Raw genomic sequence first — 23,735 nt, 5'->3', positions numbered from 1 at the left:
ATGCCAAGCACTAACCCCCGCAATTACGACACCACCCCCTCCCGCAAAGTCGCCTTTCTGGGCTTGGGCGTGATGGGCTATCCCATGGCAGGCCACCTGGCGCTGGCTGGTCATGAAGTCACTGTGTACAACCGGACCGCTACCAAATCCGTAGCGTGGTGCGCAGAGTATGCGAGCACCAAGGCCCCCCAGCATGCAGCCACGCCCCGCGAGGCGGCGGCAGGCGCCGACATCGTGTTCTGCTGTGTGGGCAATGACGATGACCTGCGCTCGGTCACCCTGGGTGCGGACGGTGCCTTCGCAGGCATGAAGCCCGGCGCGATTTTTGTGGACCACACCACGGCCTCGGCCGAGGTGGCCCGCGAGCTGTATGCAGCCGCCCAAGTGCTCGGCCTGCAGTTTGTGGATGCGCCCGTGTCCGGCGGCCAAGCCGGCGCTCAGAACGGCCTGCTGACCGTGATGTGCGGTGGCGATCCCGCAGCCTTCGAGGCTGCTCAGCCCGTGGCCATGGCGTTCTCGCGCGCCTTCACGCTGCTGGGTGCCAGCGGCTCGGGCCAGTTGGCCAAGATGGTCAACCAGATCTGCATCGCCGGGCTGGTGCAGGCCCTGTCGGAAGCCGTGGCGTTTGGCCAGAACGCCGGGCTGGACATGAAGCAGGTGCTGGAAGTGATCGGCAAGGGCGCTGCCCAGAGCTGGCAGATGGACAACCGTGGCAAGACCATGGTGGACGGCAAGTTCGACTTTGGTTTTGCCGTGGACTGGATGCGCAAGGACCTGGGACTGGTGCTGGACGAAGCCAAGCGCAACGGATCACGCGTGCCCGTGACGGCACTGGTGGACCAGTTCTATGCCGATGTGCAGAAGATGGGCGGCAACCGCTGGGATACGTCCAGCCTGATTCAGCGCTTGAAGTAACCCCCTCAGCCGCCTGCGGTGTCTGCCCTGACAAAGGGCAGACCCGGCGGTCGGGCGAAGCAGGCGTCGTCACAGCCTCACCCCCGGGTGCAACGCCGACGACGTGTGGCAGCGCAGCGGAGCCCCAGCGCTGCGCTGCAAGAAAAAAGCCCCAGACCACGCGCTGCGGTCTGGGACTTGGCCCCTCTGGGCTGAACCCTGTCCTCAGCCGCCGGCCGGCTTGGTGTCCGTGGTGACCGGCGCAGGCTGCGGCGCGATGCGGCGCAGCTCTTCCTCCGAAACGATCTCGAACACACGCACCACCTTGCGCACGTCACTCACGCCCCGGGCGATGTCCGTGGCACGGTTAGCCTCGCGCTGCGAGACACGGCCCATCAGATAGACCGTGTTGCGCTCGGTCACCACTTTGAAGGAGTTGGCCGAGATGTCCTGCGCGTCCACCAGGCTCGCACGCACCTTGCCGGTGATGAAGGTGTCCGTGGACCGCTGGCTCAGGGTGGAGCTGGGCATCACGGCCAGATCGTTGACCACGGAGCGCACGTTCTCCACCTGCGACACCATCTGCTCCACCGCCTGGCGGTCCTGGGCCGTGGCGACTTCACCGGTCAGCAGGGCCTGGCGGTTGTAGCTGGTCACGTTGACATGGGCCCGGTCGCCCAGGGCTTCGCGAATGCGGTTGGCCGCGCGCAGCTCAATGCCTTCGTCTTCGATCTGGGTGCCGGCCGTGCGGCGGTCCACCGCCATCACGCCGCCGACCACAGCGCCGCCCACGATCAGGGGCGCGCAGGCCGATAGTGCGGCGGCCAGTGTGGCAGCAGCCAGGGCAGTGCCCACCACGCGGCGGGTGCGGTTCAGGGTTGTCGGGTTCATAGTGGGATCTCCTGTTCACCAAGTAACTGTGCGTCCACGCCGTCGCTGATGCAATGCAATACCAGCGTGTGGACTTCGCGCACGCGTGCCGCACGGTCGTGGGGCACGCTGATCAAGACGTCGGTCTCCCTCAGCATGGCGGCCAGTTTGCCGCCGGTGCGGCCCGCCAACACCACCACGGTCATGTCGCGCTCGTGCGCGGCCTCGGCGGCAGCCAGCAGGTTGGGGTCGTTGCCGTGCACCGTCAGGGCCAGCAGCACATCGCCCGCCTGGCCCAGGGCGCGCACCTGGCGCGCAAACTGCTGGGTGGCATCGTTGCTGCCCGCAGCCGCCGTGAGCAGGGTGTTGTCGGATGTGAGCGCCAGCGCGGCCAGCTCGGGACGTTCGCGTTCAAAGCCCGCCACGCAAAAGGCGGCAAACTGCTGCGCTTCGGCGGCGGACGGGCCGTTGCCACAGGCCAGCACCTTGCCGCCGCTGGTCACGCAGGCCAGCACCGCCTGTACGGCAGCGGCAATGGGGTGGCTCAGGGTCTGCGCGGCCTGGTACTTCAGGTCGGCGCTGTCGATGAAATGCTGTTGGATGCGTTGCTCAAGCATGAGGGCCCGATGATACCCGCCGCGTGTTACAGCTTTTGTAGCAAAGGGTAGCCACCTGCATTGCGCTGGCGACCGGTACGGCGCCCGCCGCTACTGCGCATCGAACGCCGCCTTGATCCACTGCACCCCCTCCTCCACCAGCACCACGTCAAAACGGCAGGGCGGTGGCGACGGCAAGCGCATCAGGTAGTGCCGTGCGGCAAAGATGATGCGCTGCTGCTTGGTCGCGCTGATGCTGGCACCGGCGCCGCCAAAGCCGCCATGCGCGCGGCTGCGCACCTCCACAAACACCAGGGTGCCATCCCGGTCACGCATCACCAGATCAATCTCGCCCCCGCCGCGTCCGGGCGTCCGATAATTGCGCACCGCCAGTTGCAGTCCCGCTGCCTGCAGATGGGCCAATGCCTGGTCCTCGGCAGCGTTGCCCCGCTCACGCGTGGTGGCTTTTTTGGCAGCCCCTGGGGTGGCAAGGGCCGGTGGTCTTTTTCCAAGGAAATTCATTGAGCGCATCTTTCGCTTCAGCCCAGGGCGCGGCGCACGACGCCGCCGCTGCGCAGCATTATCCGCAGGGCGCGCTGTACGTGGTGGCCACGCCCATCGGCAACCTGGCCGACATCACCTTGCGCGCACTGCATGTGCTGCAACTGGCCGACACGGTGGCCTGCGAAGACACGCGCCATACGCAGTCGATGCTGCGCGCCTACGGCATCGACAAGGGCGCCAGCCAGCTGCTGGCTGTGCACCAGCACAACGAGGCCGAAGCCGCGCAGAACGTGGTGCACCGGCTGCAGCAGGGCCAGCGCGTGGCCTATGTGAGCGACGCAGGCACCCCCGGCGTGAGCGACCCCGGCGCACGTCTGGTGGCTGCCGTGCAGGCGGCGGGCCTGCGTGCCGTGCCACTGCCGGGCGCCAGCAGCATCACCACCGCATTGAGCGTGGCCGGTGCCGTAGCCCACAGCACCGAACACGGCGGCTTTGTGTTTGCAGGATTCCTGCCCGTCAAGAACGCGGAGCGTGCCAACGTGATTGCGCAGCAACTGGCTCAGGAGCCCCGGTGCGTGGTGCTGCTCGAAGCGCCCCACCGCATCGGCGAGCTGGCCCAGGCCCTGGCCGTATTGGGCGAGCGCCCCGTCACCCTGGCGCGCGAGCTGACCAAACAGTTTGAAGAAGTCACCACCCAGCCCGCGCGGGCGCTGACGGCGTGGCTGGATGGGTCGCCCCAGCGCTCGCGCGGCGAATTCGTGGTGCTGCTGCACCCGGTCCCTGTGGTCAGCGACGCGGGCGACAGCCACCGCGTGCTGCGCCTGTTGCTGGCCGAGCTGCCCCTGAAGACCGCCGTGCGCCTGGCCGCCGAGATCACGGGCGCGTCACGCAACGTGCTGTACGACACCGCGCTGGAGTGGAAGCGCGAGGATGGCGTACAGGACTGACTCCAGGTGCTCCCGGGCCGTGTTTGCGATGTTTTCGGGCGGTAGCGCTAGTGCAATATGCCGCACAAGCTATCCAATTAATAGCAAACTGGATGGCATGACTACCGCGAAACCGCCAGGCCCGCAGCCACCCCGCCGAACAGATCACCCTCCACTTGCGGAGTTGCCGGGAAGGCCGTGCGCAGTGCCTGGCGCAGGGGCCGCAATGCCGACGAGCCCCCAGTCAGGTAGATCGCATCCACACCCCCATCGCCCAGTCCCGCCATCTGCAGGCAGTCGCGCGCGCAGGCCACCACCTGTTCCAGCGGCTGCGCCAGGGACTGCGCCAATCCGGGCGGCGTGATGGCGGCGCCGAGCCCAGCCTCGACCCAGTCCAGCGGCATGGGCGCCTCGGCATCGGCCAGAGAAGCCGCGATCTTGGCCTGCTCCACCGTGTTGGCCAGGCGGTGGCCCAGCCGCTCGTTCAACACCCGAATCAGCCGGGCATGCAGCGCGGCATCGGCATAGTCGGTGCGCAGGTTCTGCGCATCACGCAGTGCGCGCGGCGAATACAGCCACTGGATCAGGTGCCAGGTCGAGAGGTCGAAAAACACGCGGCTGGGCACCTCGCGCCCCGACGGACCGATGTGGCGAAAGCCCAGCAGCGGCATGAGCAGGTCCAGGCTGAGGCGCCGGTCAAAGTCCGTGCCACCGATGTGCACGCCAGTGGTGGCCAGCACATCGCTGCTGCGGTCCGCGCGGGCCATGCGCTCGGGGCCCAGGCGTACCACCGTGAAGTCCGACGTACCGCCGCCAATGTCCACCACCAGCACCAGCGACTCCCGGTCGATGCGCTGCTCGTAGTCCAGCGCGGCCGCAATGGGCTCGAACTGGAAGCTCACGTTCTCGAACCCTGCAGACAGCGCGGCCTGGCGCAGCGCGTCCTCGGCCTGCTGATCGCGCTCGGCATCGCCGTCCACAAAATGCACCGGCCGCCCCATCACCACCCGCCCGGGCATGCCACCGAGTTCGTCGCGGGCCTTCTGCGCCAGCATCCGCAAGAAGAGGCCGATGATGTCCTGGTAGCTGACCAGCTGGTTGTGCACTGCGGTCTTGTCCTGCAGCAGCGCACTGCCCAGCAGGCTCTTGAGCGAGCGCATCAGCCGCCCTTCCGTGCCCGCGAGGTACTGCGCCACCGCATCGCGCCCAAAGTGCGTGCGCTGGTCTTCGGCGTTGAAGAACAGCGCGGTGGGCAGCGTGTGTGCATCCCCCTCCAGCGCCACCATCCGCGACAGGCCCGCGCCCTGCCGCACCGCCATCGCGGAGTTGGAAGTGCCGAAGTCGATACCAAGGGTGGTGTCCTGCAGAAGGGGCATGGGGAACGTGGGGAGAGACAACAAAGAAGGCAATGCGCGGTACGGGCGGCAACCAGCACCAAGGCAACGCAGGATTTCGGCATGCGCACCTGCCCAGCTGGGTGTGGCCCTGCTTCGGCGGTACGAAATTGAAAAAGCCCTTGATTCTTGCAAATCAAGGGCTTTTGTTTGGTGGCCTGGGGCGGAATCGAACCACCGACACAAGGATTTTCAATCCTCTGCTCTACCGACTGAGCTACCGGGCCTGAGCCTCAAATTATAGCCAGAAAAATCAGCGCTTCCGGCAAAAGGCACAAATTAATTGATCAGCCGCGCTTGCCGCGCCCCAGATCCACGCCCAGCTGGCGCAGCTTGCGGTACAGGTGGGTGCGCTCCAGGCCCGTCTTTTCGGCCACGCGCGTCATGGAGCCGCCTTCGCGGGCCAGGTGAAACTCGAAGTAGGCTTTCTCGAAACCATCGCGCGCTTCGCGCAGGGGGCGATCCAGGTCAAACCCCTGGTGGGCGTGGGGGCCAGGGTCCACCCCCGCCATCACCGCGGAAACGGCAGGCAGCTGCGAGAACGTGGGATCGGCCGGAGCGGCAGCGGGTGCGGACACGGCAGCCACGGGTGCAGCCTGGTGGGCCGCGTTGCGGGCCAGGCCCTGCTCCACGGCCTTGAGCAGCTTTTGCAGGGTGATGGGTTTTTCAAGGAACGAGAAAGCGCCGATGCGCGTGGCCTCCACCGCCGTGTCGATGGTGGCGTGGCCGCTCATCATGATGACCGGCATGGTGAGCACGCCCGCAGTCGCCCACTCTTTGAGCAACGAGACGCCGTCGGTGTCAGGCATCCAGATGTCCAGCAGCACCAGGTCATAGCTGTTGCCTGCCCGGGCGGCTCGGGCCTGGGTCGCATTTTCTGCGAGGTCTACGCTGTGACCTTCGTCGTTCAGGATTTCCGACAGCAGATCACGAATGCCGAGCTCATCGTCGACCACCAGAATGTTTGCCATGTGTGTTGAAGCGCCTTGGGGAGGTACTGCGGGGCGGTGTTGTTATGACGCCACCGCTGGTTCAGGGGCGAATGATAACGACACTTGGGCGCCGCGCACCACGCCTTCTTCGGTGCGATTGGACAGTTCGATGCGCGCTCCGTGCTCATCTGCGATCTTTTTGACCACGGCCAAACCCAGGCCGGTGCCACGCGGTTTGGTGGTGACATAGGGTTCGAAAGCGCGCTGCAGGATGTGGGACGGAAAGCCCCCGCCGCTGTCCGACACCGTGAGCCGCACACGGCGTGACGATTCGCTCCAGCGGGTGCTGATGCGCACCGGCGGCACGGGCTCGGAGGCCCCGGCGCGGGCCTGCTCGGTCGAGTCCTGAGCGTTCTGCAGCAGGTTGTGTACGACCTGGCGCAACTGCTGCGCATCGCCCGCAATCCAGGGGCAGCGCGGGTCCAGCTCGGCTTCTACAGGCACGGTGGCGTTTTCTGCCCCATACAAATGGAGCACGTCGGCGACCAGGGCATTGAGGTCCAGCGCATGCAGTTCGGCGGCAGGCAAGCGCGCGTAATCGCGGAACTCGTTGACCAGTCGCTTCATCGCATCGACCTGGTCCACGATGGTCTTGACTGACTTGGCGAGGATGGCCTGTTCAGGGTCCGGCAGCTTGCCCGACAGCTTCATTTCAAGGCGCTCGGCCGACAGCTGGATGGGGGTCAGCGGGTTCTTGATTTCATGCGCCAGCCGGCGCGCTACCTCGCCCCAGGCCTGCGCACGCTGGGCCGAAACGATCTCCGAAATGTCGTCAAAAACCAACAGTCGGGTGGCATCGGGCAGCTCTGCGCCCCGCGCAACCAGGCTGGTGGCGTGTTGTCCGGCGCCGCCGGAGGAGGCATGCAGTTCGAACGGCTGCTGCCAATGGTCCAGGCCATGGCGTTCATGGTCCCCCAAAAACGCATCGAAATGGCCCTGGACCGACGCGGCAAACTCCGCGAGGCCCGGCACTTCGGACAGCGGCCGCCCCTCATAGGCGGCCATGGGAGCGCGCAGGATGCGGGTGGCGCCCGGGTTGGACGAACGGATCAGTCCCTGCGCATCCAGCACGATGACACCCGCCGTAAGGTTGTCCAGAATGGTCTGCAGGTTGGCGCGGGAGGCATCGACCTCGCCCATGCTCTGCTCCACCGCCTGGCGCGCGTCTGCCAGTTGCTGGGTCATGAGCGCGAACGAGCGCGTCAGCCCACCCAACTCATCTTTGCTTTGCAACGCGGCCTTGGGACTCAGGTTGCCCGCAGCCACCTCGCGCACCCCCTCTGCGAGCACCAACAAAGGCCGCGCCAGCTGGTTGCCCAGCAGCACCGCCAGCAGCACCGCGCCGAACACCGCTAGGAACAGACTCAGCGTGAGCGTGCCCACATACATGCGCCGCAGCCCGCCCCGGGCCAGCGCACGCTCCTGGTATTCACGATTGGCCTCCTGCACGGCGATGGCGTTGGCCACCAAGGCTGGCGGCAGGGGCAAGGTGGCCTGCAGATAGCGCGGCTCCATCAACAGGCCCACGCTGGGGCTGCTGACCAGGGCCAGCACCTTGACCCGCGCGTTCTGCGCCGCAGCCGGGTCGGCGATGTCGTCCAACCCTTCAATCTGCGCCGTGGCGCGCTGCTGGCGCGCCGTGCGCAGCAAGGCAGCGCCGGGCCGCTCGGGGTTGAGGCTGAACCGCGACTGCCCCGCGCTGGCCACCGCCTGACCGGACGCGTTCCAGAGCACCACATCGGTCGCTCCGAGCTGGTCGCGAATACGCTCCAGCACCAGGCCTGCAGCGGCGTCGGGCACCTGGGCCACCTGGGCGCTGGCATTGCGGGTCTTGGCGGCCATGTCCGCGGCCAGCGAGTCCAGCGACACGCGGGCCAGGTTGACGCCCGCAGACAGGGCCCCCTCCACCTTCACGTCGAACCAGCTTTCGATGGAGCGCGTGACGAACTGGTAGGACACCACATAGATCAGCAGCCCCGGCATGAGCCCCACCAGCGCAAAAATGGCTGCGAGCTTGACCAGCAGGCGGCTGCCAAAGCGCCCCTTGCGCAGGCGCAAGCCCAGGCGCACCGCCACCCAGCCCAGCACCAGCAGCAGCAGCAGCGCCACAAACACGTTGACGCCGAAGAGCCAGGCGTAGTTGCGCTCGTACAGCACACGGTTGTTGGTGGCCAGCGTCAGCAAGAACAGCAGTACCAGACCGATGGCCGACATGATGGCAGCGCCCACGCCCACGGCCCAGCGCACTGCGCGGGACTGGCGGGCGGTGGCGTGGGTCGATGCCGAAACGCCGGTGGATGGGGGGGACGTGCTCACTTGACTGGCTCTGCGCCCAGGCGCTGGCTGCGGGAGACCAGCAGGTTCCAGCCCGACCGGCCGACCGCACCGATCTGGAAAGGACGGGGCAGCTGGGACATGTCGAGGCGGAAGCGGAAGTTCACCGTATGCACGGCATCGGACTCGATCACATCGCGTTCGGCGATCTTCCAACGTGAAAAACGCTGAATCGACGACAAGGCATCGGCGTAATTGTCAAAATTCTGACCCAGCACCACGCCCAGCCCGCTGTTGGTGAAAGGCGTGGAGGAGATGTTGAGACGCCAACGGCGGGTGAGCGGCTGGTAGCTCAGGCGGAAGTACCGGGTGGTCTCGGCCACCTGCCGGTCGGACCAGTACCAGCGGTCGCGCAGCACCTGGGCGTCGGCCACGAAGAACATGGGAATGCCTTTTTGCAGGGCGTCTTCGGCCAGCTCGGGCAGTTCAAATTGCAGGTTGGCACTCAGGTACAGACCGTCGTCCCCGCGTTCGAGGCGCAGGTCACCCACCTCGGAGGAGGCCGCCTGTGCCGCTACGGCCTGCGGCACCCAGCAGAGCACCGTCCCCCAAAACAGCACAAACCATGCGCACACCAGCCACCAGCGCATGCCCCGGGGCTCATTGCGCCGATTTTTGCAACAGTGCGTAAAAAAAGCCGTCGTGGTCACCGGTCAGATTGTCCGGGACAGCCCCGACCTTGTCCGCGTTGCCGGGAATTAAATGCCCCGGCGACGGCAGCATTTGCGCATCGGTGTTGTGTGCAAGAAACGTTTGCACCTGGGCATCACCCTCTGCCCGGAAGACGGAACAAGTGCAATACAGCAGGCGCCCGCCGGGACGCAACAGCGGCCACAGGGCCTTGAGCAGGGCCGCCTGCAGGGTTGCCAGCTGGGCAATGTCGGATTCACGGCGCAGCCAGCGCACGTCTGGATGGCGACGCACAATGCCGGACGCGGTGCACGGAGCGTCGAGCAGGATGGCGTCGAACGGCACGCCGCCGCACTGCGACTGCCACCAGTCTTGCGGGCGGGCGGCATCGGCCACCAAGACCTGGGCCATCAGCCCCAGGCGCTGCAGGGTTTCACCAATGCGGACGCTGCGTGTGGCATCGATCTCCAGCGCCGTCACCTGCAAGGGAGGCTGCGGACCCGCCATCTCCAGCAGGTGCGCCGTCTTGCCGCCGGGGGCGGCGCAGGCGTCGAGCACGCGCAAGGGCTGACTCAGATCCAGCCCTTGCAGCAGCAAAGGAGCCGCCTGCTGGGCGGCGGCGTCCTGCACGGACACCCAGCCCTCCGCAAAGTGTGGCAGCGACTGAACGGGCACCGCCTGGCGCAGCGCGACGCCATGCTGGCCCACCGCAACCGCTCCTAAACCAATAGCATCCAAGGCATGTAAATACTGCGCTACCGTGCATTTTTGTTCGTTGACCCGCAACACCATGGGTGCGTGGGCATTGTTGGCCTGCAGGATCTGCTCCCAGTGCTGGGGGTGGTCCTTGCGCAGGCGCTGCACCCACCACGCCGGATGGTTCCAGCGCGCCACGGGATCGTTGTCGGTGGCGGCCACCAGGGCGTCGCGCTCGCGCAGAAAACGGCGCAGGCAGCCGTTGATGAACGAGGCCTGCGCGCGGGTGGCCGGGTGGTGCTTGGCCGCCTCCACCGCCTGGTTCACCAGGGTGAAGGGTTCATAGGGCGAGGCCTGCGGGTCCCAGCACAGCGCCAGCGCGCTGCACAGCAGCGCATCGGCGGCGGGTGCGGGGGCACGGGCGGCCAGCTGTCGGCGCAGGGCCTCGGCCCGCCCGGTCTGGCGCAATACCTGGAACAGCAGGGCCTGCGCGCCAGGGCGCAGCGCGATCTCTATGGCCGCCAGCGCTGCCGTGCCGGACTGCCCACCCCGGATCGCCTGCAAGGCGCCAGCCACCGCTGTCAGCAACCGCCACAGAGGAACCGTCGTGGCACTCGATGGAGTCGCCCTATCGGGTGAGCTCGCAGCAGAACCCGCCTGCGCAGACTGCTGGCCGGAGCCTGCGCGCACGGGACGCGGCGCGTTGCCACCGGTGCGGCGGGGACGGTGGTGGGGAGGTGGAGTCATCGTGATCCTGAAAACGGGTTACAGCGCACGTGCCGCCTTGAACCCGAACACCCAGGCCAGCAGGCTGGCCGGAAACTGGGCAATGGCGCTGTTGTACTGCACCACGGCCTCATTGAACACGCGAATCGCTTGCTCGTTCTGCACGGCGTGTTCGTCCCAGCGCACCTGCCACACGGACAGGACCACAGGCGCAGACCCTGGGGTCACCGTACCGGCATCTGCGGTCGGAACCAACGCTGCTGGCTGTGCAGGGTCGGCCAGCAACTTCTGCAAGGCGGTGGCCCAGGTCGCTCGCAGCACTTCGCGGGCGGCCGTCAATGCAGCCACCGCGTCACCCTGCAGCGGGCGGGCACGTGCCACGGCCAGCGAGGCACTCAATTGCGTCACGGCACCCTGCAGCGCGGCCAACTCTTGCGCACCTGCATCGGCCAGCAAGCTGCCGCGCTGTACGGTCTGCGCCGCGCCGAACTCGCCGAGCAAGGCCACCAGCCGCACCATGTGTGCGTCAAAACTGCCGAACGACTGAACGACAGCCGAGCGCAGGCGCATCAGACGGTTGTAGGCCCCCAGGGCCCAGAACAGAAAGACGGCAAAAGCAATCCAGAAGAGGGGCGACGACCACAGCATGCACAGTTGCCGGAGCGGATGCTGCTGCACCCGTCGCGGCCCGAAAAACAGAAAGTTGAAACAAACGACGGGCGGTGAAAAGACACGCGTCCATCAAAAACGCCCCCGGCCTGCCTGGGACAGGACGGGGGCGCTGTGGCGACCGCAGCAGGGCCTGGGGGAGGCCTTGCTGTTTTCTATCAGTCTGCCGCTGCGTCGGTGGCAGTGACGCTGCCACTGTCCACATCCGAGGCGTCCGACTGGGCTGCCATTTCGGCGGCTTCGGCTTCGGCGATGGCGCGGCGCTCGGCGTCGTCCATGGCGTCCTTGGCCTTGCGTGCCTGATGGTAGGCCAGACCCGTACCGGCAGGGATCAGGCGACCCACGATCACGTTTTCCTTCAGGCCACGCAGCTCGTCGCGCTTGCCCATGATGGCAGCCTCGGTAAGCACGCGGGTCGTTTCCTGGAAGGAAGCGGCCGAGATGAACGAGTCGGTGGACAGAGATGCCTTCGTGATACCCAGCAACAGGTTGCTGTAGGTCGCAGGGATCTTGCCCTCGGCCTGCAGTGCCTCGTTGGTGTTGAGGATCTCGGAGCGCTCGACCTGCTCGCCGGCAATGTAGTTCGACTCGCCGACGTTCTCGACCACGACGCGGCGCAGCATCTGGCGAACGATCACCTCGATGTGCTTGTCGTTGATCTTCACGCCCTGCAAGCGGTACACGTCCTGCACTTCATCGACGATGTAGCGCGAGAGTTCTTCGATACCCAGCAAACGCAGAATGTCTTGTGGATCGGCCGGGCCGTCCACAATCGATTCGCCCTTGTTCACCACCTGGCCTTCGTGCACCAGGATGTTCTTTTCCTTGGGCACGAGCTCTTCGAACACGCGACCTTCAGGGTCAGTGATCTGCAGGCGAACCTTGCCCTTGGTTTCCTTACCGAACGACACGGTACCGGTCATTTCGGCCAGGGTGCCCTTGTCCTTCGGTGTACGGGCTTCGAACAGCTCGGCCACGCGGGGCAGACCACCGGTAATGTCGCGGGTCTTCTGGCCTTCGACCGGAATACGCGCCAGCACTTCGCCGGGGCCCACGTCCTGGCCATCGCGCACCTGGATCAGAGCGCCGACCTGGAAGCCGATGGTCACCGAGTGGTCGGTACCAGGGATCTTCACTTCGTTGCCCTGGGCGTCGATCAGCTTCACCTGCGGACGCACCACCTTGGCGGCACCACGGCGCTTCGGATCGATCACCACCAGTGTGGACAGACCGGTCACTTCATCGACCTGCTTGGCCACCGTCAGGCCTTCTTCGACGTTCTCGAACTTGGTCTGGCCGGCGAACTCGGTGATGATGGGTCGCGTCAGCGGATCCCAGTTGGCCAGGATCGTACCGGCCTTGATCTGCTGGTCGGCCTTCACCGTCAGCGTCGCACCGTAAGGCACCTTGTGACGCTCACGCTCGCGGCCATGCTCGTCCTGGATGATGATTTCACCCGAACGTGCAATCACCACCAGCTCACCCTTGGTGTTGCTCACGTAGCGCATCGTGGCGTTGAAGCCGATCACGCCGTTGGACTTGGCTTCCACGCTCGACGCGATGGCTGCACGCGAAGCGGCACCGCCGATGTGGAACGTACGCATGGTCAGCTGCGTGCCGGGCTCGCCGATGGACTGGGCAGCGATCACACCCACGGCTTCGCCGAGGTTGATCAGGCCACCGCGGCCCAGGTCGCGGCCGTAGCACTTGGCGCACAGGCCGTAGCGGGTTTCGCAGGTCAGGGCCGTGCGCACCTTCACTTCGTCCACGCCAGCGGCTTCGAGCTCTTCGATCAGGTCTTCGTCCAGCATCACACCAGCTTCGACCAGCACCGCACGGTTCTCGGGGTGCAGCACGTCCTCAGCCGCAGTGCGGCCCAGGATACGCTCGCGCAGCGATTCGATCACTTCACCGCCTTCGACGATGGCGCGCATCAGCGAACCATTGGCCGTGCCGCAATCCTCTTCGGTCACAACCAGGTCTTGCGTCACGTCCACCAGACGGCGGGTGAGGTAACCGGAGTTCGCCGTCTTCAGCGCCGTGTCGGCCAAACCCTTACGGGCACCGTGGGTGGAGATGAAGTACTCCAGCACGTTCAGACCTTCGCGGAAGTTCGCGGTGATGGGCGTCTCGATGATCGAGCCGTCTGGCTTGGCCATCAGACCCCGCATACCAGCCACCTGACGGATCTGGGCAGCAGAGCCCCGAGCACCGGAGTCGGCCATCATATAGATGGAGTTGAAAGACTCCTGGTCCACTTCCTTGCCGTGGCGGTCGGTGACCTTTTGCTTGGACAGCTGGGCCATCATCACCTTGGACACTTCGTCGCCGGCCTTGCCCCAGATATCCACCACCTTGTTGTAGCGCTCGCCAGACGTCACCAGACCGGACACGTACTGCTGTTCGATCTCTTTGACTTCCTTCTCGGAGCGCTCAATGATGCCGGCCTTTTGTGGCGGCACCAGCATGTCGTCGATGGCAATGGAGATACCAGCGCGCGTAGCCAGGCGGAAACCGTTTTGCAGCAGCTTGTCTGCAAACACCACGGTTTCCTTCAGGCCGCACTTGCGGAAGCTCACGTTGATGAGCTTGGAGATTTCCTTCTTCTTGAGCGCCTTGTTCATGTTGCTGAACGGCAGGCCCTTGGGCAAGATCTCGGACAGCAGTGCGCGGCCTGCAGTGGTTTCCACCAGCGAGGTCGAGGGCACAAATTCGCCCGTGGCCTTGTCCTTGGTCCACTCGGTCATGCGCACCGTGATCTTGGCAGCCAGTTCGACCTGGCCAGCGTCCAGGGCACGCTGCACTTCGCCGGTGTCAGCGAACACCAGGCCTTCGCCCTTGCCGTTGATACGGTCACGGGTGGCGTAGTACAGACCCAGCACCACGTCCTGCGAAGGCACGATGGAGGGTTCGCCTGAGGCGGGGAACAGCACGTTGTTGGAGGCCAGCATCAGCGTGCGGGCTTCCATTTGTGCTTCCACCGACAGCGGGACGTGCACAGCCATCTGGTCACCGTCGAAGTCGGCGTTGAAGGCCGCACAAACGAGGGGGTGCAGCTGGATGGCCTTGCCTTCGATCAGGATGGGCTCAAAGGCCTGGATGCCCAAACGGTGCAGCGTAGGTGCACGGTTCAGCATCACAGGGTGTTCCTTGATGACCTCTTCCAGGATGTCCCACACCACGGGGGTGCCAGATTCGACTTCCTTCTTGGCGGCTTTGATCGTCGTCGCGATGCCCATGGCTTCGAGGCGCGAGAAGATGAAAGGCTTGAACAGCTCCAGAGCCATCAGCTTGGGCAGACCGCACTGGTGCAACTTGAGCGTTGGGCCCACGGTGATCACGGAACGACCGGAGTAGTCCACGCGCTTGCCCAGCAAGTTCTGGCGGAAACGGCCGGACTTGCCCTTGATCATGTCGGCCAGCGACTTCAGCGCACGCTTGTTGGCGCCCGTCATGGCCTTGCCACGGCGGCCGTTGTCCAGCAGCGAGTCGACGGCTTCCTGCAGCATCCGCTTTTCGTTGCGGGCGATGATTTCAGGGGCCTTCAGCTCCAGCAGGCGGCGCAGACGCGAGTTGCGGTTGATGACGCGGCGGTACAGATCGTTCAGGTCGGAGGTCGCGAAGCGGCCACCGTCCAGCGGCACCAGCGGACGCAGGTCCGGTGGCAGCACGGGCAGCACTTCCAGCACCATCCATTCGGGCTTGATGCCCGACTTCTTGAAGGCTTCGAGCACCTTCAGGCGCTTGGCGTTCTTCTTGACCTTGACTTCGGAGCCGGTCAGGTCACCGCGCAGGCGTTCGATCGACAGGTCGATGTCGATGGATTCCAGCAGGTCCTTGATGCCTTCGGCGCCCATCTTGGCGATGAACTCGTCGCCGTATTCCTTGCGCTTGGCGTCGTAGTCGTCTTCGGACATGATGCTGAACTTCTTCAGCGGGGTCATGCCGGGGTCGGTCACCACGTAGGCTTCAAAGTACAGCACGCGTTCGATGTCGCGCAGCGTCATGTCGAGCACCAGGCCCAGACGCGAAGGCAGCGACTTCAGGAACCAGATGTGAGCGCAAGGTGCGGCCAGATCAATGTGGCCCATGCGCTCGCGACGCACCTTGGTCTGCGTGACTTCAACGCCGCACTTCTCGCAGATCACACCGCGGTGCTTGAGGCGCTTGTACTTGCCGCACAGGCATTCGTAGTCCTTGATAGGACCAAAAATCTTGGCGCAGAACAGACCGTCACGCTCGGGCTTGAATGTGCGGTAGTTGATGGTTTCGGGCTTCTTCACTTCGCCGAAAGACCACGAACGGATCTTTTCGGGCGAAGCCATGCCGATGCGGATGGCATCGAAATGCTCGTCCGGCGTGAATTGCTTGAACAGGTCGAGTAGCGATTTCATAGTGACTCTTTCCTTTTCTGCTTAGGAGCGTTCCAGCTCGATGTCCAGGCCCAGCGAACGGATTTCCTTGACCAGCACGTTGAACGATTCCGGCATGCCGGCTTCGATGGCGTGTTCGCCCTTGACGATGGACTCGTACACCTTGGTACGGCCCACGACGTCGTCGGACTTCACGGTCAGCATTTCCTGCAGCACGTAGGCGGCGCCGTAAGCTTCCAGCGCCCACACTTCCATTTCCCCGAAACGCTGGCCACCGAACTGCGCCTTACCACCCAGCGGCTGCTGCGTGACGAGCGAGTAAGGACCGGTCGAGCGGGCGTGCATCTTGTCGTCCACCAAGTGGTGCAGCTTCAGGTAGTGCATGTAGCCGATGGTGGTCGGGCGCTCAAAGCGCTCGCCCGTGCGGCCATCAAACAGATAAGCCTGTGTGCGGGTCGGTGTCAGGCCCTTGCGCTCAGCAATATCGTCCGGGTAGGCGATCTTGAGCATGTCCTTGATTTCTTCTTCCGAGGCACCATCGAACACGGGGGTAGCGTAAGGCACACCACTCGTCAGGTTTTCCGCCATGGCCATCAGGTCGTCGTCGCTCAGTTGCGACAGGTCTTCCTTGCGGCCGCGCGAGTTGTACACCTCTTCGAGGAAGGTGCGCAGCTCGGACGCCTTGGCCTGCTCCTGGAGCATGTTGCCGATGCGCTGACCAATGCCCTTGCCGGCCCAGCCCAGGTGGACTTCCAGCACCTGACCAATGTTCATCCGCGAGGGCACGCCCAGCGGGTTCAGAACGATGTCGGCAGGCGTGCCGTCGGCCATGTAGGGCATGTCTTCGACCGGAACGATCTTGGACACCACACCCTTGTTACCGTGGCGGCCGGCCATTTTGTCGCCAGGCTGCAGACGGCGCTTGACGGCCAGGTACACCTTGACCATCTTGAGCACGCCAGCAGGCAGCTCGTCGCCTTGCGTGAGCTTCTTGCGCTTTTCTTCAAAGGCCAGGTCGAAGCTGTGGCGCGTTTGCTCCAGCGCGTTCTTGATGGATTCGAGCTGGGTGGCGACTTCGTCTTCCCCAGGGCGGATGTCGAACCAGTGGAACTTCTCGACGGAAGCCAGATAGGCCTTGTCGATCTTCGTGCCCTTGGCGAGCTTCTGTGGGCCGCCGTTGGCCACGCGGCCGGTCAGCAGCTTCTCGATACGATCAAAGGCGTCGGCCTCCACGATGCGCAGCTGGTCGTTCAGGTCCAGACGGAAGCGCTTGAGTTCATCGTCGATGATCTGCTGGGCGCGCTTGTCTCGCTGGATGCCTTCGCGGGTGAACACCTGCACGTCGATCACGGTGCCCGACGACCCCTGGTCCACGCGCAGCGACGTGTCCTTCACGTCGGAAGCCTTCTCGCCGAAGATGGCGCGCAGCAACTTCTCTTCAGGCGTGAGGGTGGTTTCGCCCTTGGGCGTGACCTTGCCGACCAGCGTGTCGCCGGGTTGCACTTCGGCGCCCACGTAGATGATGCCGGACTCGTCCAGACGGTTCAGTTGCTGTTCCGACAGGTTCGGAATGTCGCGTGTGATTTCTTCTGCACCCAGCTTCGTGTCGCGAGCCATGACCACCAGTTCTTCGATGTGGATCGAGGTGTAGCGGTCTTCGGACACCACGCGTTCGGAGATCAGGATCGAGTCTTCGAAGTTGTAGCCGTTCCAGGGCATGAACGCGATCAGCATGTTCTGGCCGATGGCGATTTCGCCAAAGTCCGTCGATGCACCGTCGGCCACGACGTCACCCTTGACCAGCTTGTCACCCTTCTTGACGATAGGACGCTGGTGGATGTTGGTGTTCTGGTTGGAACGCTGGTACTTGATGAGGTTGTAGATGTCCACACCCACTTCACCGGCCACGGCTTCGTCGTCGTTCACGCGGACCACGATACGGGTGGCATCCACGTAATCCACGATACCACCACGTGTAGCGGTCACCACGGTGCCCGAGTCCACAGCGGCCACACGTTCGATGCCCGTACCGACCAGGGGCTTTTCAGGACGCAGCACAGGCACGGCCTGGCGCGACATGTTGGCGCCCATCAACGCGCGGTTCGCGTCATCGTGCTCCAGGAATGGCACCAGCGAGGCTGCCACCGACACGATCTGCGCGGGCGACACGTCCATGTACTGCACGCGGTCTGCGCCGCACAGAATCGACTCACCCTTTTCACGGGCTGAGACCAGTTCGCCCGTCAGACGACCGTCCTTGTCGAGCTGCGCATTGGCCTGCGCAATCACGTATTTGCCTTCTTCGATCGCCGACAGATAGTCGATGTCGTTGGTCACCTTGCCGTCCACCACACGACGGTACGGAGTCTCAATGAAACCGTACTCGTTCAGGCGGGCGTACAGGGCCAGCGAGTTGATCAGACCAATGTTGGGACCTTCAGGCGTTTCGATAGGGCAGACGCGACCGTAGTGGGTCACGTGCACGTCACGCACTTCGAAGCCTGCACGTTCACGGGTCAGACCGCCTGGTCCGAGGGCAGATACACGGCGCTTGTGCGTGATTTCAGCCAGCGGGTTGGTCTGGTCCATGAACTGCGACAGCTGCGAGGCACCGAAGAATTCCTTCAGGGCGGCCGAGATCGGCTTGCTGTTGATCAGGTCGTGGGGCATCAGCGGCTCTTGCTCGGCCTGGCCCAGACGCTCCTTCACGGCCTTTTCGATACGTGCCAGGCCCGTGCGGTACTGGTTTTCGGCCAGTTCGCCCACGCAACGCACGCGGCGGTTGCCCAGGTGATCGATGTCATCGACTTCGCCGTTGCCGTTGCGCAGGTCCACCAGGATCTTGACCACGGCCAGGATGTCTTCGTTGGACAGCACCATGGGGCCAGTGGATTCGTCGCGGCCAATCTTGGCGTTGAACTTCATGCGGCCCACGCGCGACAGGTCGTACGTGTCGGGGTTGTAGAACAGGCGCTGGAACAGGGCCTGCACGGCGTCTTCTGTCGGCGGCTCGCCGGGGCGCATCATGCGGTAGATGGCCACGCGGGCAGCGAACTCGTCCACCGTTTCATCGATGCGCAGGGTCTGCGAGATGTAGGCGCCTTGGTCCAGTTCGTTTGTGTAGATGACCTGCAGGTCTTGCACGCCGGCAGTACGCAGCTTCTTGAGCAGCGCTTCGGTCAGTTCTTCATTGGCCTTGGCGATGATTTCGCCCGTGTCGGCGTCCACAATGTTGCGAGCGACCACACGGCCAATCAGGAAGTCTTCTGGCACGCTGATGTGCGTGGTGCCAGACTGCTCCAGTTCGCGGGTGTGACGGGCCGTGACGCGCTTGTCCTTGGCCACAACCACCTTGCCCGACTTGTCGGTGATGTCGAAACGTGCCACTTCGCCACGCAGGCGCTCGGAGACAAACTCCATCTGCGCACCGCTGTCCATCAGACGGAAGTTGTCGTTGACGAAGAAGTTCGCCAGGATGGACTCGGGGTTCAGGCCGATGGCCTTGAGCAGAATCGTGACCGGCATCTTGCGGCGACGGTCCACGCGGAAGTACAGGATGTCCTTGGGGTCGAACTCGAAGTCGAGCCAGGAGCCGCGGTACGGGATGATCCGAGCCGAGAACAGCAGCTTGCCCGAGCTGTGGGTCTTGCCCTTGTCATGCTCGAAGAACACGCCTGGCGAACGGTGCAGCTGCGACACGATCACGCGCTCCGTGCCGTTGATGATGAACGAGCCCTTGTCGGTCATCAGGGGCACTTCACCCATGTAGACCTCTTGCTCCTTCACTTCCTTGACCACCTTGGACTGCGACGTCGAGGACTCGCGGTCATAGATGATCAGTTGCACCTTGGCGCGCACTGCCGAGGCGAACGTCAGACCACGGGTCTGGCACTCACGCACATCGAAGGCAGGCTTTGCCAGGTTGTACTCAATGAACTTCATCTCCACAAAACCGTTGTGGGAGACGATGGGGAAGGCAGCGTCGAATGCAGCCTGAAGGCCTTCGATGGTTCTTTTCTGGGGTGCTGTATCTGCCTGCAGGAAAGCGGTGTATGCGTCCTTCTGCATCTGCAGCAGATAAGGAACTTCGAGCACGCTATCGCGAGTGCCGAAACTTTTGCGAATTCGCTTGCGTTCGGTGTAGGAATAGGCCATGAGATCTCCGGGCAAAGACATGAGTCCTGGGTCTTCGACGACTGACCCGCAAGGAGCGTGGTCCTTACGGGCTTGGCGGTTGGCCACTACCAACCATGGCGGACGGTGATGCGTTGCACATCACCCGAACCAAGGCGTCTTCTGCTGTCGGGGTTGTCAGAAGACACTCGAAAGCCTCGTTGCAGACGGGGCTTACGGGTGCTCTCTGAAAGCACCAAAGGCTGGAGGCCCTTTGAGGAGCACTCCAGCCCTTGAGCAAGACCGAATTACTTGAGTTCGGCCTTGGCGCCGGCTTCCACCAGCTTCTTGACGGCTGCTTCGGCGTCGGCCTTGGCAATGCCTTCCTTGACGTTCTTGGGAGCGCCGTCCACCAGGTCCTTGGCTTCCTTGAGGCCCAGGCCAGTGATTTCGCGCACTGCCTTGATGACGGACACCTTGTTGGCGCCGGCTTCGGTCAGCACCACGTTGAATTCCGTCTTTTCTTCAGCAGCAGCGGCGCCAGCGCCACCACCAGCGGCAGCAGGAGCAGCCATAGCTGCAGCGCTCACGCCAAACTTCTCTTCAATGGCCTTCACCAGGTCATTGAGTTCCAGAACCGTCATGCTGTCCAGCGCGGTCAAAAATGCGTCTTTATCGAATGCCATTTTGATTTCCTAACAATTGTGTTGGTTGACTGCCCAGCTATCAAGCTGCTGCAGGTTCGGCGGCCGGTGCGGCTGCGCCTTCGCCTTTTTTCGCCGCCAGTGCGCCCAGCACAACGGCTGTACGCGACATGGGGGACATAAGCAAGCCACAAATCTGAGCCAGCAGAACTTCCTTGGAAGGAATGTTGGCCAGTTGCTTCACGCCGTTGACGTCCAGGGCTTTACCACCGAAAGCGCCACCGCGAATCACCAACTTGTCGTTGGTCTTCGCAAAGTCAGCCACCACTTTCGCGGCAGCCACGGCGTCTTCGGAGAAGCCATAGATCAGGGGACCGGTCATCTGGTCTGCCACCACGTCAAACTGGCTGCCTGCCACAGCACGGCGGGCCAGGGTGTTCTTCAGAACACTCAGGCTCACACCCTTGCTGCGAGCATCAACGCGCAGTTTGGTCATGTCGGCGACCGTGATGCCACGGTATTCCGCGATCACAAGCGTTTGAGCTTTAGCGGCGAGGCTGGTCACTTCACTGATGACCGCTTCTTTCTCACTGCGATTAAGACTCAAGGTCTACTCCTTAAATTGCGCACTCAGGCTTGCACCCTCCTGCGCGCTCTTGTTGCAGCGACCAACTGTTTCGGAACGAATTCCATCTGCAGCGGGATCGCCATCTGCGTTGGCCCCGCAAGGGGATTAAGTGCGGCGAGCCACACACCAACGGTCTTGGATGGCCTGCAGGCAGGTATTGCACCACCCACAGCCCACCACATCAGGCCCTTTGAAAAAGGCCCGAAGATTTCAATCGCAATTACGCTGCGATGGATTGCGTATCCACGCGGACGCCAACGCCCATCGTGGAGGACACAGCGACCTTGCGCAGGTACAGACCCTTGCTCGAAGCTGGCTTGGCCTTGTTCAGTGCATCGATCAGCGCAGCCAGGTTGCCTTGCAGCTTTTCGTTGTCGAACGAACGGCGGCCAATGGTGCTGTGCACGATACCGGCCTTGTCCACGCGGAACTGCACCTGACCAGCCTTGGCGTTCTTCACAGCCGTGGCAACGTCAGGAGTCACGGTGCCAACCTTGGGGTTAGGCATCAGACCACGAGGGCCCAGAATCTGGCCCAGCGTACCCACAACGCGCATAGCGTCGGGGGCAGCAATCACCACGTCGAAAGGCATGTCACCAGCCTTGACCATGGCAGCTAGGTCGTCCATGCCAACGATGTCAGCGCCCGCAGCCTTGGCTTCTTCCGCCTTGGCGCCTTGTGCAAACACAGCGACACGGGTCGTCTTGCCAGTGCCATTGGGCAGCACCACGGCGCCACGCACCACTTGGTCCGACTTCTTGGCATCGATGCCCAGTTGCACTGCCACGTCGATGGATTCATCGAACTTGGCCGTTGCAGCTTCTTTCACGAGCGCCACTGCGTCTGCAAAAGCGTACAGCTTGGTGCTGTCAACCTTGCCCTGCAGGGCCTTTTGCTTTTTCGTCAACTTGGCCATTTACAAACCCTCCACCGTCACGCCCATCGAGCGTGCGGAACCAGCCAGCGTACGGACAGCAGCGTCAACGTTAGCGGCGTTCATGTCCTTCATCTTGGTCTTGGCGATCTCTTCGAGCTGTTCGCGCGTGATCTTGCCAACCTTGGTCTTCAGGGCATTGGAAGAACCCTTTTCGAGCTTGATGGCCTTCTTGATCAGAGTCGTCGCAGGCGGCGTCTTGATGATGAAGGTAAAGCTCTTGTCTGCGAACGCCGTGATGACCACGGGCAGTGGCAGACCTGGCTCCACACCTTGGGTCTGCGCATTGAATGCCTTGCAGAACTCCATGATGTTGAGGCCACGTTGACCCAGTGCTGGGCCGATCGGTGGGGATGGATTGGCCTTACCAGCTGGAACTTGCAGCTTGATAAAACCGACGATTTTTTTCGCCATGCTTTACTCCTGACGGGTCATAACGCTTGTGTTGCACCATGCAACCACCAGCTCCCCGGGTTAACGACTCACTGTGACGACGTCCGCACCGAGCCGAAAAGTGCGGCGTCCAAAATCTTTGCCCTGACTGCCGAGGCAGGCAGGCTTGTGCTCGACAGATTTATGTCTTTTCGACCTGTCCGAACTCCAGCTCCACAGGGGTCGAGCGACCGAAAATCATCACAGAGACGCGCACGCGACTCTTTTCGTAATTGACTTCCTCGACAGAGCCATTGAAGTCCGTGAAAGGACCTTCCTTAACGCGCACCAACTCGCCCACCATGAACTCGATCTTGTGCCGTGGTTTGTCGGTGCCTTCCTGCATCTGGCTGACGATCTTTTGCACTTCGTCTTCCGAGATGGGGGCAGGTCTGTTCTTGGCGCCGCCCACAAAACCTGTGACCTTGTTGGTGTGCTTCACCAAGTGCCAGGTATCGTCATCCATCACCATCTCAACGAACACATAGCCAGGGAACAAGCGACGCTCCGTCGTCTTGCGTTGGCCGTTCTTCATTTCCACGACTTCTTCGGTCGGCACCAAGATCCGACCAAATTTGTCTTGCATGCCAGAACGGCCGATGCGCTCCTGAATGTTGCGTTCGACCGCTTTTTCCATGCCTGAATAGGCATGGACGATGTACCAGCGCAGGTCTGGATTGGCCGAGGCAGAAGCGCCTGCAGGAGCTTGTGCTCCCGTGATTTCCGCAGCGGTCGTCATGACTTTCTCCAACCCAAAATCAAGTCGTACAAGACCCACTCCAGCGTCTTGTCCGTGAACCACAGAAAAAGCGCCATGATGACCACAAAGGCAAACACATAGGCCGTCATCTGCAAGGTTTCCTTGCGCGTGGGCCAGACTACCTTTTTCACTTCGCGCCATGCGTCTTTGGCAAACGCGACGAATTGACGCCCAGATTCCGACACCAAAAACACCGCCGCAGCCGCAACCAGCCCGACGATCAATGCCGCCCACTGCACGACAGCGCCTTGCTTGCTCAACAAATAAAAGCCCGCAACGGAGGCAATGACCAACGCCACTACCGCTGCGAGCTTGGCCTTGTCTGCGCCTGTATTGACAGTTTCAACCTGTGAAGTGGCCATCTTTGAGTATTTCCTGCTTCCTAGTCACGGCATCACTTAAGACACCGAAGCCCGCCAGGGTCTGGCGGGCTTGTTGGGGGCCACATTCAAGTGGCAGGGGCAGTAGGAATCGAACCTACAACCTTCGGTTTTGGAGACCGACGCTCTGCCAATTGAGCTATACCCCTGTATATCTTGCTTGATTAAGCAATGATCTTGGCCACGACGCCAGCGCCCACGGTACGGCCGCCTTCGCGGATAGCGAAGCGCAGACCTTCT

20 protein-coding genes and 2 tRNA genes are annotated in these 23,735 nt (G+C 63.2%); 2 read left to right on the top strand and 20 right to left on the bottom strand.

Translation table 11 applies throughout. The features are described from left to right. Positions 1-915, top strand: a complete 915-nt coding sequence (locus AC07X4_RS09035; protein WP_494739883.1) for an NAD(P)-dependent oxidoreductase — start codon at positions 1-3, stop codon at positions 913-915. A 204-nt stretch (positions 916-1,119) separates the two neighbouring features. Here AC07X4_RS09035 and AC07X4_RS09030 read toward each other — a convergent pair whose 3' ends face one another. From AC07X4_RS09030 to AC07X4_RS09020, 3 genes are all read right to left on the bottom strand, one after another. Beyond that, complete coding sequence (locus tag AC07X4_RS09030) at positions 1,120-1,785, bottom strand: BON domain-containing protein (protein WP_056745822.1); 666 nt, start codon at positions 1,783-1,785, stop codon at positions 1,120-1,122. After that, a complete protein-coding gene (locus tag AC07X4_RS09025; protein WP_056059914.1) occupies positions 1,782-2,381 on the bottom strand; it encodes an SIS domain-containing protein in 600 nt (199 codons plus the stop codon). Before AC07X4_RS09025 ends, AC07X4_RS09030 begins: the two co-directional genes overlap by 4 nt. A gap of 90 nt (positions 2,382-2,471) precedes the next feature. Further along, positions 2,472-2,882: a YraN family protein gene (locus AC07X4_RS09020; RefSeq protein WP_494739882.1), complete on the bottom strand. Its 411-nt coding sequence runs from the start codon at positions 2,880-2,882 to the stop codon at positions 2,472-2,474. Between AC07X4_RS09020 and rsmI the strand changes: the two genes are divergently transcribed. After that, on the top strand, positions 2,882-3,811 hold the full coding sequence (gene rsmI, locus AC07X4_RS09015; protein ID WP_146870195.1) for a 16S rRNA (cytidine(1402)-2'-O)-methyltransferase: 930 nt from the start codon (positions 2,882-2,884) through the stop codon (positions 3,809-3,811). The genes AC07X4_RS09020 and rsmI overlap by 1 nt on opposite strands. 101 nt (positions 3,812-3,912) lie before the next feature. Here the strand turns inward: rsmI and AC07X4_RS09010 are convergent, their stop codons facing one another. The 17 genes from AC07X4_RS09010 to AC07X4_RS08930 form a co-directional block, all read right to left on the bottom strand. Next, positions 3,913-5,166, bottom strand: a complete 1,254-nt coding sequence (locus tag AC07X4_RS09010; protein ID WP_056059922.1) for an Hsp70 family protein — start codon at positions 5,164-5,166, stop codon at positions 3,913-3,915. A 169-nt stretch (positions 5,167-5,335) separates the two neighbouring features. Then, a tRNA-Phe gene (locus AC07X4_RS09005) sits at positions 5,336-5,411 on the bottom strand. Positions 5,412-5,471: 60 nt separating this feature from the next. Then, the gene (locus tag AC07X4_RS09000; protein WP_060986598.1) at positions 5,472-6,155 is read right to left on the bottom strand and encodes a response regulator; all 684 of its coding nucleotides are present in this window, start codon (positions 6,153-6,155) and stop codon (positions 5,472-5,474) included. A 42-nt stretch (positions 6,156-6,197) separates the two neighbouring features. Then, positions 6,198-8,492: a sensor histidine kinase gene (locus AC07X4_RS08995; RefSeq protein ID WP_494739881.1), complete on the bottom strand. Its 2,295-nt coding sequence runs from the start codon at positions 8,490-8,492 to the stop codon at positions 6,198-6,200. After that, a complete protein-coding gene (locus AC07X4_RS08990) occupies positions 8,489-9,100 on the bottom strand; it encodes a DUF4390 domain-containing protein (RefSeq protein ID WP_108498076.1) in 612 nt (203 codons plus the stop codon). Before AC07X4_RS08990 ends, AC07X4_RS08995 begins: the two co-directional genes overlap by 4 nt. A 10-nt stretch (positions 9,101-9,110) precedes the next feature. Beyond that, the gene (gene rsmB, locus AC07X4_RS08985) at positions 9,111-10,583 is read right to left on the bottom strand and encodes a 16S rRNA (cytosine(967)-C(5))-methyltransferase RsmB (RefSeq protein ID WP_494739880.1); all 1,473 of its coding nucleotides are present in this window, start codon (positions 10,581-10,583) and stop codon (positions 9,111-9,113) included. Positions 10,584-10,601: 18 nt separating this feature from the next. Beyond that, entirely contained in the window at positions 10,602-11,210 is a 609-nt protein-coding gene (locus AC07X4_RS08980) for a LemA family protein (protein ID WP_494739879.1), read from the bottom strand. A gap of 179 nt (positions 11,211-11,389) precedes the next feature. Continuing rightward, a complete protein-coding gene (gene rpoC / locus AC07X4_RS08975) occupies positions 11,390-15,625 on the bottom strand; it encodes a DNA-directed RNA polymerase subunit beta' (protein WP_056745839.1) in 4,236 nt (1,411 codons plus the stop codon). 21 nt (positions 15,626-15,646) lie between these two features. Then, positions 15,647-19,759 (bottom strand): DNA-directed RNA polymerase subunit beta, encoded by a 4,113-nt coding sequence (gene rpoB / locus AC07X4_RS08970; RefSeq protein ID WP_494739878.1) that lies wholly within the window; start codon positions 19,757-19,759, stop codon positions 15,647-15,649. Between the two features lie 266 nt (positions 19,760-20,025). Beyond that, positions 20,026-20,403, bottom strand: coding sequence for a 50S ribosomal protein L7/L12 (gene rplL, locus AC07X4_RS08965; protein ID WP_008907085.1), 378 nt, complete (start codon positions 20,401-20,403; stop codon positions 20,026-20,028). Positions 20,404-20,443: 40 nt separating this feature from the next. After that, positions 20,444-20,968 carry a 50S ribosomal protein L10 gene (gene rplJ / locus AC07X4_RS08960; protein WP_034695835.1) on the bottom strand — a complete coding sequence of 175 codons (525 nt, stop codon included), beginning with the start codon at positions 20,966-20,968 and terminating at the stop codon, positions 20,444-20,446. Between the two features lie 241 nt (positions 20,969-21,209). Continuing rightward, entirely contained in the window at positions 21,210-21,905 is a 696-nt protein-coding gene (gene rplA, locus AC07X4_RS08955; protein ID WP_056059944.1) for a 50S ribosomal protein L1, read from the bottom strand. Next, entirely contained in the window at positions 21,906-22,337 is a 432-nt protein-coding gene (gene rplK / locus AC07X4_RS08950; protein WP_008907082.1) for a 50S ribosomal protein L11, read from the bottom strand. Between the two features lie 160 nt (positions 22,338-22,497). Beyond that, a complete protein-coding gene (nusG, locus tag AC07X4_RS08945; RefSeq protein WP_015012231.1) occupies positions 22,498-23,094 on the bottom strand; it encodes a transcription termination/antitermination protein NusG in 597 nt (198 codons plus the stop codon). Beyond that, a complete protein-coding gene (secE, locus tag AC07X4_RS08940; RefSeq protein ID WP_056641821.1) occupies positions 23,091-23,477 on the bottom strand; it encodes a preprotein translocase subunit SecE in 387 nt (128 codons plus the stop codon). The genes nusG and secE overlap by 4 nt, the downstream gene beginning before the upstream one ends. A gap of 91 nt (positions 23,478-23,568) precedes the next feature. After that, positions 23,569-23,644 (bottom strand) — tRNA-Trp (locus tag AC07X4_RS08935). A gap of 15 nt (positions 23,645-23,659) precedes the next feature. Further along, positions 23,660-23,735: EF-Tu C-terminal domain-related protein (locus AC07X4_RS08930; protein WP_198556962.1), on the bottom strand; the 76-nt coding region annotated here is incomplete at its 5' end.

The sequence above is a fragment of the Acidovorax sp. GW460-11-11-14-LB4 genome, assembly GCF_059423685.1.
Note: the sequence above shows the minus strand (reverse complement) of the source record. Positions and strands in the feature narration are given on the sequence as shown.